Source organism: Schlesneria sp., from assembly GCF_036405755.1.
Taxonomy (GTDB): Bacteria; Planctomycetota; Planctomycetia; order Planctomycetales; family Planctomycetaceae; genus Schlesneria; species Schlesneria sphaerica.
In genome coordinates, this window is the sequence record NZ_DASWWZ010000228.1 from 24,515 (window position 1) to 32,933 (window position 8,419).

General features: G+C 56.0%; 4 protein-coding genes. 3 read left to right on the forward strand and 1 reads right to left on the reverse strand.

Features of this window, described 5'->3' with window-relative positions:
- Positions 1 to 69: 69 nt before the first annotated feature.
- Positions 70 to 1,701, reverse strand: a complete 1,632-nt coding sequence (locus tag VGE80_RS07950) for a hypothetical protein (RefSeq protein ID WP_440592272.1) — start codon at positions 1,699 to 1,701, stop codon at positions 70 to 72.
- 545 nt (positions 1,702 to 2,246) lie between these two features.
- Here VGE80_RS07950 and VGE80_RS07955 point away from each other — a divergent pair.
- The 3 genes from VGE80_RS07955 to VGE80_RS07965 all read left to right on the forward strand — a co-directional run.
- Entirely contained in the window at positions 2,247 to 3,041 is a 795-nt protein-coding gene (locus VGE80_RS07955) for a hypothetical protein (RefSeq protein WP_373650469.1), read from the forward strand.
- 362 nt (positions 3,042 to 3,403) lie between these two features.
- The gene (locus VGE80_RS07960; protein ID WP_373650470.1) at positions 3,404 to 5,005 is read left to right on the forward strand and encodes a DUF1080 domain-containing protein; all 1,602 of its coding nucleotides are present in this window, start codon (positions 3,404 to 3,406) and stop codon (positions 5,003 to 5,005) included.
- 310 nt (positions 5,006 to 5,315) lie between these two features.
- Positions 5,316 to 8,419 (forward strand): PVC-type heme-binding CxxCH protein (locus VGE80_RS07965; protein ID WP_440592273.1); only part of this gene is annotated, 3,104 nt, incomplete at its 3' end.

The following is an 8,419-nucleotide window of genomic DNA, read 5'->3' on the forward strand; positions in this document are numbered from 1 at the left end:
GACCTCGCAGACTGAAGTGAAAATCGGCAAAATCAAAAAAATCTGCCTGATCGCTACTTTCCGGTCGTGTTACGGCGCTGATTGCCGCTGCACGTAGCCTCTATCGGCAGGAACTGCCGCTTGTGATTGCTCAAATCGGCGAAAGACCCGCACAAATTCCGGCTCACATTGACGGAGAAGCAGGCTGGGTAAAACCGCCACGAGGAGTGCAAGTACGTAACTCAGCACGGTCGTCCGAGGAAGTGCTTTGAAGAGCAATGCTCGGAAGGTCCCCTGTTGTTCTGCCGAGAATCGATCGTTCAGCATGTGAATGGCTTTAAACACGATCAAAGTGACCGCCGCTGCCATGATTGTGACCAGTAACAAACTCTCGCGAAACAGTTCTGAAATGATGAGCGATCCACTCGAAAAGAAACACAAAACGGGCAGGCCGGTCAGCAGTAGCAGTGTGCGAGTAGGGAATCGAGGTTCGGGAGGAAGAGCTGCCCCGCTGGACCCTGCGTTCCCGACGGTTAACAGGGCTGCACACATCAACACGTTGAGCTGTTGCTGCATCAGCCACGTCCCACAGAGCCCGATCCGCGAGAATGTGTAACTTCCCATCAGTGACATCCCCGAGAGGCTGAGGAAGGCATATGCGATCAGATTTCGCTGATCAGCCGTATCGAACACTTTCAGTGCCCCCCAGATTGCGCCACCGACAGAGGCGATCACCACCCATTCGTCAAATGAAGCCAGCAGGTCAGGAGAGAGCGGCATCACGAACCGGAACCAGCCGATGCGGTTTGCGGAGAGACCGCCAACGACATAGAGCAAAGCCAGTTCAGCGGGAACGTTCCTGATGATATTGATCTGGGAAACATGAAAGGGGAACAGACCGGAGACGATCGCGAAACCGATGGAGATGACGAGCAGCATCCACGGGAAAATCTCGCTTTGATAATGAAACGCCAGTTCGTTTCGCGTCGTCCAGCGCTGGATGTCCTGAACGATACTGGAGACGCTTGTTGAGAGTGCGGGCGTTCCGATGGAATCCTGCAGTTTCATCCAGGGGATCGACACGACCAGCAGGGAGAAGCCTATCAGAATCAGTGAACCACCCCAACATTGTTCCCACAGATACCTTTCGGTGATCGCGCGTCGTTCGGTCGGTCCATAATTTCCAATCAAAAAGCTGAAGCTGGCGACGCTGAGTCCCGACAGCAGCAGGAAGACGATGACGTCATTCGCGAGCAGAGTTCCCAGGGCCGCGGACTGAAAGAAAAGTATGAGGGGAACTGAAAAATTCCTGTCACTCTGCGAAGGCTTGAACCGGCAGACGATCAGCGTGGTCACGACCGACAACAGGAGTGCCGGAAAAATGTTGACTCCGTCAGCGACGAATCGATGATTCTGGATTCGTTCGCTTCTCATACGGTCCAACTTGCGCCGGACCTGTTCGGGAGGGGCGATCTCGCTGTTTTCTGCGGATTGAGCCTGCTCGGCAAATCGAATAATCGCAGCATGGTTGACCAGGTCAGACTCATACTGCCACTCGATCCCGACGAGGATGAGCAGCGTGCAAACGCAGTTCGAAATGGCAAAGTATCGCGTCAGATCCGGAGCCCTGAACGCGGCGACTGAGGCAGAAGCAACTCCCATCAACGGCGACAGCACGAGCAGCAGCGGAAACTGATCTCTGAGTGTTGTCAGCCAGGCCATGGAGTTCCAATCCTTTTGGCACAAATGCTAAGCGAAGCCAGGCAGAATCGGTAGCCTTGGAGCCCGACGCCCGATTCTACGAATTGCTCTCGTCGGTTGCGGAATTCGTCACCGAGACTTTGCGGCGGGGCCTGATCAACGAAGGGGTGCCTTTCTCATTAAGTTCCGCCTACGAGATCCCTTTGTGTACGAGATTGCCTGGAGATTGAGTGCTTGTACACATCGGGATTCACTGGATGTCCAAAATCGAACCCCTACGGATGTGGTGAGCCGTCCAGAATGAAGAATTTGTTGGAGGATGTGCGGGTCGGTTTTCAGGAATTGTGAAAAAACGGTTTCAATCCTCGGCAATCAACCGTACCGTCGCCTCTGGCTTTGACGACACAGTAGCGTGATAAACAGTAGCGTGTTAAAAGGCCGAGCGATACGATTTCGCCTTCCCCATGGACGGGTGACGTTCACTCGGCGAATTTGAACTCGCCCTTGTCCGAGACGGTCCACGTCTTTGGACGAATTTTGATTCTGTTACTCCTTGGGAAGTTGAAATGTCGCATTCCGGTTCTGCGGAAGTTGTGCGTGAAGAAACCGAAGCCTCGTTGATCGCTCGTGCGCAAGTTGCCGTCAGCCGCTGTAACTGGGAAGTCGGTGAATGTGCCGCACTGTGGACGAAGCGATTTGCGCGAGGACGAACCGACGCAGACTTCGCCGCGCTGGTCTCTCTGAGCGCTGATCAGGTTTACCAGCGACGACGTGTCTGGGAAACCTTCGGAGACGTCAGTAGTAATTACTCGACGCTCAAGTGGTCTCACTTTTACGCGGCGATTAACTGGGACGATGCTGCGGAATGCCTGCAGTGGGCCGATGATGTCCAGGCTGGTGTTGCCGAAATGAAGGCCTGGCGCCGTGCACAGCGTGGTGAGGACCTGAGCACCCCAGCCGTCGATGAAGCCCTGGACGGCTTGCCGACGGAACCCGCACTGGCCCGTGAAGCCGCTCCCTTTGATCATCAGTCCACGTTTTCGGTTTCGGCCAATCAGGCAGATGAAGACGAAGAAGCGTCCGCAGCAGTCCCACCGTTCGGGAACCGGTTGCCAGAGGGAACCAGTGAGTACGCTCCTTTCAATCCCGATGCGACGACCGTCCCGCCACGCGAAGCGGGGGAACGTCCCAATCTCAGCACCGAGCAGATCGCCAAGCGGTTTACGACCACGATCGAACGGTGCCAGAATCTGCTGACCCCGCAGTTCTGCGAGGAATTCGCTGAGCTTCCCGAAAAGGTCCGCAAACGCCTGCTGAAGGCGGTCGAGATGCTCGCGGAAAAAGTCAGTGAGATTGGCTAGTCGGAGTGAAGTTCTCCATCGATGGTCACCGCGGTGTCATCGAAATGACAAAAGTCTCTCGCCCTGGATCGGGAACGAACGAAATTCGTGTTCCGATCCAGGGCGTTGTGTTTTTGGTAACCGCAAACTTCGCGATCGAATGTCTGCGTGCCGCAGGAAGACGGTTCCGACATTTTTCCAGGCCACATCCGCGCTCGATCCACTTGCTCACTTCATCGCGCAGGTGCGTCCCTTCGCAACTCGGCACCAGTTGCGGATCGAGTTCCGAATATGCTCAAATACCGATTCGTCAATCTCTTTCCCGATCGGCGGGTCGATATCCCCGGCAAAACACATTCACGATGAATCAACAGGAGATGCTCATGCGCATTCGGATGGGATGGATACTGTGTTCGATGGTCATGACCGCTCTGGTAATGTCCTCTACGGTACGTGCAGAGGATGGCTGGGTTTCCATCTTCGACGGCAAGACGCTGGAAAAATGGGACGGCGATCCCGAACTGTGGAGCGTTGAAGACGGGGCGATTACGGGCAAGACCACCGAAGACAAACCGATCAAGGCGAACACCTTCCTCATCTGGCGTGGTGGAGAGACTGCTGATTTTGAGCTGAAGCTGGAATACAAGATCATCAACGGTAACTCGGGGATTCAGTACCGAAGTTTTGAACTTCCTGATCGGAAATGGGGAATCGGCGGTTATCAGGCTGACGCCGAAGCGGGCGACAACTATTCCGGAATCAATTACGGTGAAAACTTCCGCGGCATTCTGGCCCTGCGTGGAGAGAAAACCGTGATTGGCGACGACCACAAACCGAAGGTGGTCGAAAAGTTCGCTGATACCAACGAGATCCAGGCGAAAATCAAGAAGGAAGACTGGAACGAGTACCATATCTCTGCGAAGGGATACGTCTTCGAACACCGGATCAATGGCGTACTGACCTCAGTCGTCACCGACGAAGACAAAGAACAACGACGTGCCAAAGGTCTGCTTGCATTCCAGCTTCACGTCGGTCCCGCGATGAAAGTTCAGTTCCGCAATATCAAGCTCAAAAAGATTTCCGCGGAAGGGAAGACCAGCGATTCGGGGAAGAAGAAAGCTCTTCTGATCGCAGGTAATCCCAGCCATGGATTTGGTGCTCATGATCATCTGTCGGGCTGTTCTCTGCTGGCTCGCTTGATCAACGAGAGTGGCCTGCCCGTGACAGCCGAAGTCCATTCCATCCAGAAGCAGGGATGGCCTTCCCCAGAGAAGCTGGCCGCCGCGAATACGATCGTGATCTATTCAGACGGTGGAGCAGGGCATCCCTTCAATGCTCATCTGGAAGAACTCGATGGATTGGCGAAAAAAGGGGCTGGCATCGTCTGTATTCACTACGGAGTCGAAACTGTTGCCGGTAAGCCGGGAGATGCATTCCTGGACTGGATCGGTGGATTCTTCGAACCACACTGGTCCGTCAATCCCCACTGGGTTGCCGACTACAAGAAGCTGCCCGAACATCCTACAACGCGCGGGGTCAAGCCGTTCTCGACCAATGACGAGTGGTACTATCACATGCGATTTCGAGAAAAGATGGATGGCGTCACAGCGATCCTGACCGACCTGCCGCCGAAAGAATCACTCAGCCGTCCCGACGGTCCTCACAGCGGCAATCCCGAAGTTCGTAAGGCGGTCCTTGAGCGGAAAGAACCACAGCACACGGCATGGGCTCGCGTACGTCCTGACGGTGGTCGCGGTTTCGGAACGAGCGGCGGACATGTTCACTGGAACTGGGGCAACAACCAGTTCCGCAAGCTGATTCTCAATGCCATCGTCTGGACGTCGGGAGCGGATGTTCCGGCTGACGGGACCCCCGCAGGGAATGTTACCGTCGACGATCTGCTGCAGAATCACGACGAAGCGATTCCCGCTGATTTCAACAAAGCGATGATTCAGGCGATGCTGGATCAGTGGAACAAGAAGTAAGCAGGACTGGTCTACCGGGGCACGGTCACTTCGCCATAACAAGGGAGTGACCGGATCGCTCCTCACGTTCGACGTTTGAAAATGCACGGGGTGACGCCCAGAGTGTCGCCCTGTATCGTCTGCAATTCGCTATCTGCCTTGTCGGTCTGCAACAAATGCGGCTCTCGTCCGCTGGGTGAAGTTGAGGCTTCGAGCCGGTCAGATCAATGGCTCTTCCACTTCGTCTCGGATTCTTCCACTGGCGGTCCCTGATCATCCGCCCCTCACACGGTTAGATGCAGTTCCTCTTGCCCATTGGAGCGATGCGTTCATGCTCTCACGTGCTCTGAACTTTTTTGCCTTGCATGTTGCCATCTGTTCGTGTGCCATGGCCCAGGACCCGGTCTGGCAATCCCAGGTGATCAACACGCTGACTCCGGGGCACGCCGTTGAGGTCGATGTGGATGTCGCCGGGGCGAAAGAGCTCTTCCTTGTGGTCCGCGATGGGGGGGATACATTCACTGCCGACTGGGCTGATTGGGCCGAGCCTCGGCTGATCCTGGACTCCGGTGATAAGCGGCTCACTGAGCTGAAATGGAAATCGGCTTCAGCCGACTGGGGCCAGGTACGAATCAATCAAAACGCCGATGGCGGTCCTCTTCGTATTAACGGCAAGGTCGTGGAATACGGGATTGGCGTGCACGCGAATTCGGTTGTGGCCTTCGACCTGCCCGCCGGAGTTAAGCGGTTCAAAGCGCGAGCGGGAATCGACAACGGAGGATCGGACCAGGGAGCGTCCAGTTCGGTTCAGTTCCTCGTTTTCACAACGAAACCTGGGGCGAAATACGTTCAGCCCTCTGGGGGGACTCCCGGCGGAAGCCGCGACCCACAGGACGCGGTTTCGGGGCTGGATGTCGCAGAGGGTCTGGAAGCCACACTCTTTGCTTCGGAAGCTTCGGGGTTACTGAGTCCAACCAACATCGACATTGACCATCTCGGTCGCGTTTGGGTCTGCGAGGTCGTCAATTATCGTGGTCGCCTCGGCGAGCGGGCCGAAGGGGACCGGATCCTCATTCTCGAAGACTCGAACAGCGATGGTGTGGCTGATAAGCAGCACGTTTTCTACCAGGGACGCGAAGTGGATTCCGCCATGGGAATTTGTGTTCTCCCCACAGCCACGGGCGAAGGAACCAAAGTCATTATCTCGTGTGCGCCGCACGTCTGGATCTTTACGGATGACGATGGGGATTTGAGAGCGGACAGAAAAGAATTGCTGTTCAGCAAAGTCGGCGACCCGCAGCATGATCATTCCACACACACCTTCGTGATGGGGCCTGACGGCAAGCTGTACTGGAATATGGGAAACACCGGACGCCATGTCTTCGACAAGGATGGCAAGCCGGTCATCGACGTGATGGGCCGGGAAGTCAATGAACGCGGAATGCCGTATCGCCAGGGGATGGCGTTCCGCTGCAATCTGGATGGGTCTGAGTTCGAAGTCCTCGGTCACAACTTCCGGAATAATTACGAGGTGACCGTCGACAGCTTCGGTACCGTCTGGCAGTCAGACAATGACGACGACGGGAATCAGGGGGTGCGGATTAACTATGTGATGGAAGGAGGCAATTTCGGCTACACCGACGAGATGACCGGTGCGGGATGGCAAACTCCCCGTACGAACATCGAAGTCGAAATTCCACGTCGCCACTGGCATTTGAATGATCCCGGAGTGGTTCCCAACCTTGTGCAGACGGGCGGCGGGTCTCCGACCGGGATCTGTGTCTACGAAGGGACCTTGCTTCCGAAGCTGTATCAGAACCAGATTATCCATTGCGATGCGGGGCCGAATGTCGTCCGGGCTTACCCGGTGAAGAATTCTGGTGCGGGCTATTCCGGCGAAATGGTTAGTATCCTCCACGGTGCCAGAGATAACTGGTTTCGCCCCTCTGATGTTTGCGTGGCACCGGATGGTTCACTGATCGTGGCCGACTGGTACGATCCGGGTGTCGGGGGCCATCGTATGGGAGACGCCGAAAAGGGGCGTCTCTTCCGGGTGGCTCCGCCCAAGACGGCTTATCAGATTCCCAAGTTGGATGTTTCGACCCCTGATGGGGCGGCTGATGGACTAAAGAGCCCCAACCTTGCGGCGCGTTATCTCGCGCGGACGACCCTGCTGTCGTTTGCGACTCGGGATGCGGGGAAGACTGTTGGCATCCTCTTCAATCGCTTCGAGCGAGATTCTGACCCTCGGTACCGAGCCCGCGTGCTGGCGATTCTTTCGCAAATCCCCGCCGCGCGAGAAAAAGCGATTTCGACCGCGATCAGCGATCCAAACCCGGATCTCCGAATCGCAGGGCTGCGACTGGCACGTCAGAAATTGCCGCCAACCGACAGCGACAAGCATACCCAGGGACTGGTCAAAATTCTGGCGACGCTGGTGGGTGATTCCTCGCCTCAGGTGCGACGAGAGTGTGCCTTGGCGCTTCGGCTTTTGAAGTCCCCTGTGAAGGCGGAGTTGTGGGGAAAGCTGGCTGTCCAGCATGATGGAACTGACCGATGGTATCTGGAAGCATTGGGAATCGGTGCCGATCAGGACTGGGACAACTGCCTCGCTGCCGCCGCAAAAGCCGCAGGGAACCCGTCTTCCGAGAAAATCGTGACAAGTCCCGTCGCTAGAGACATCCTCTGGAGATCCCGCGGAACCGCGACCCCCGAAGATCTTTATCAGATCCTCGCGTCCGACGACGTGACGGAAGCGGACGCGCCCCGCTATCTGAGAGCATTCGACTTCCTCACAGGACCGGCCAGAGAAGCCGCGCTCATCAAATTGGCGTTTGGTCAGTTTGGCAGTCCCGCAAAAACCCAGTACGTGAATGCGGAAGCCATCAGTCGACTTCAGCGATTCGATCTCGCTCCCAATTCACCTGAACTTGCGGCGATGAATCGAGTCCTGGATGGAATGAAGGGGCAGCCCTCATTCGTCCAGCTTGTGGGAAAGTTCAACGTCACAAATCGATTTCCTGACCTGCTCGCCCTGACCCAATCGATGCCCGACGAGCAAACCGGTATCGACGCCGTTCGGGTGCTGGTAGACAACAATCAGAAGGATTTGCTGAGCGCAGCTCTCAGATCCACTGAAGGATCGTCAGCGGTTGCGGTTGCAACCGCGCTCAGCCACTGCGGGAGTGCACAGGTCGCAGAAATTTTGTTGCCCCTGGTTGCAGATCAAAGCTTTGCTGTGGATCTCCGACGGGAAGCGATCAAGGGGGCTTCTCGATCACGGCAGGGGGCAGCGGAACTGATTAAACTTGCCGAGTCGAACACGTGTGATGAATCACTGATTCCCGCATTGGCTGCTGCACTGCATAGTTCGACATTTGACGACGTGCGGAAGTCGGCTGAAAGGCTGTTTCCGTTACCTCCCGGTAAAGATTC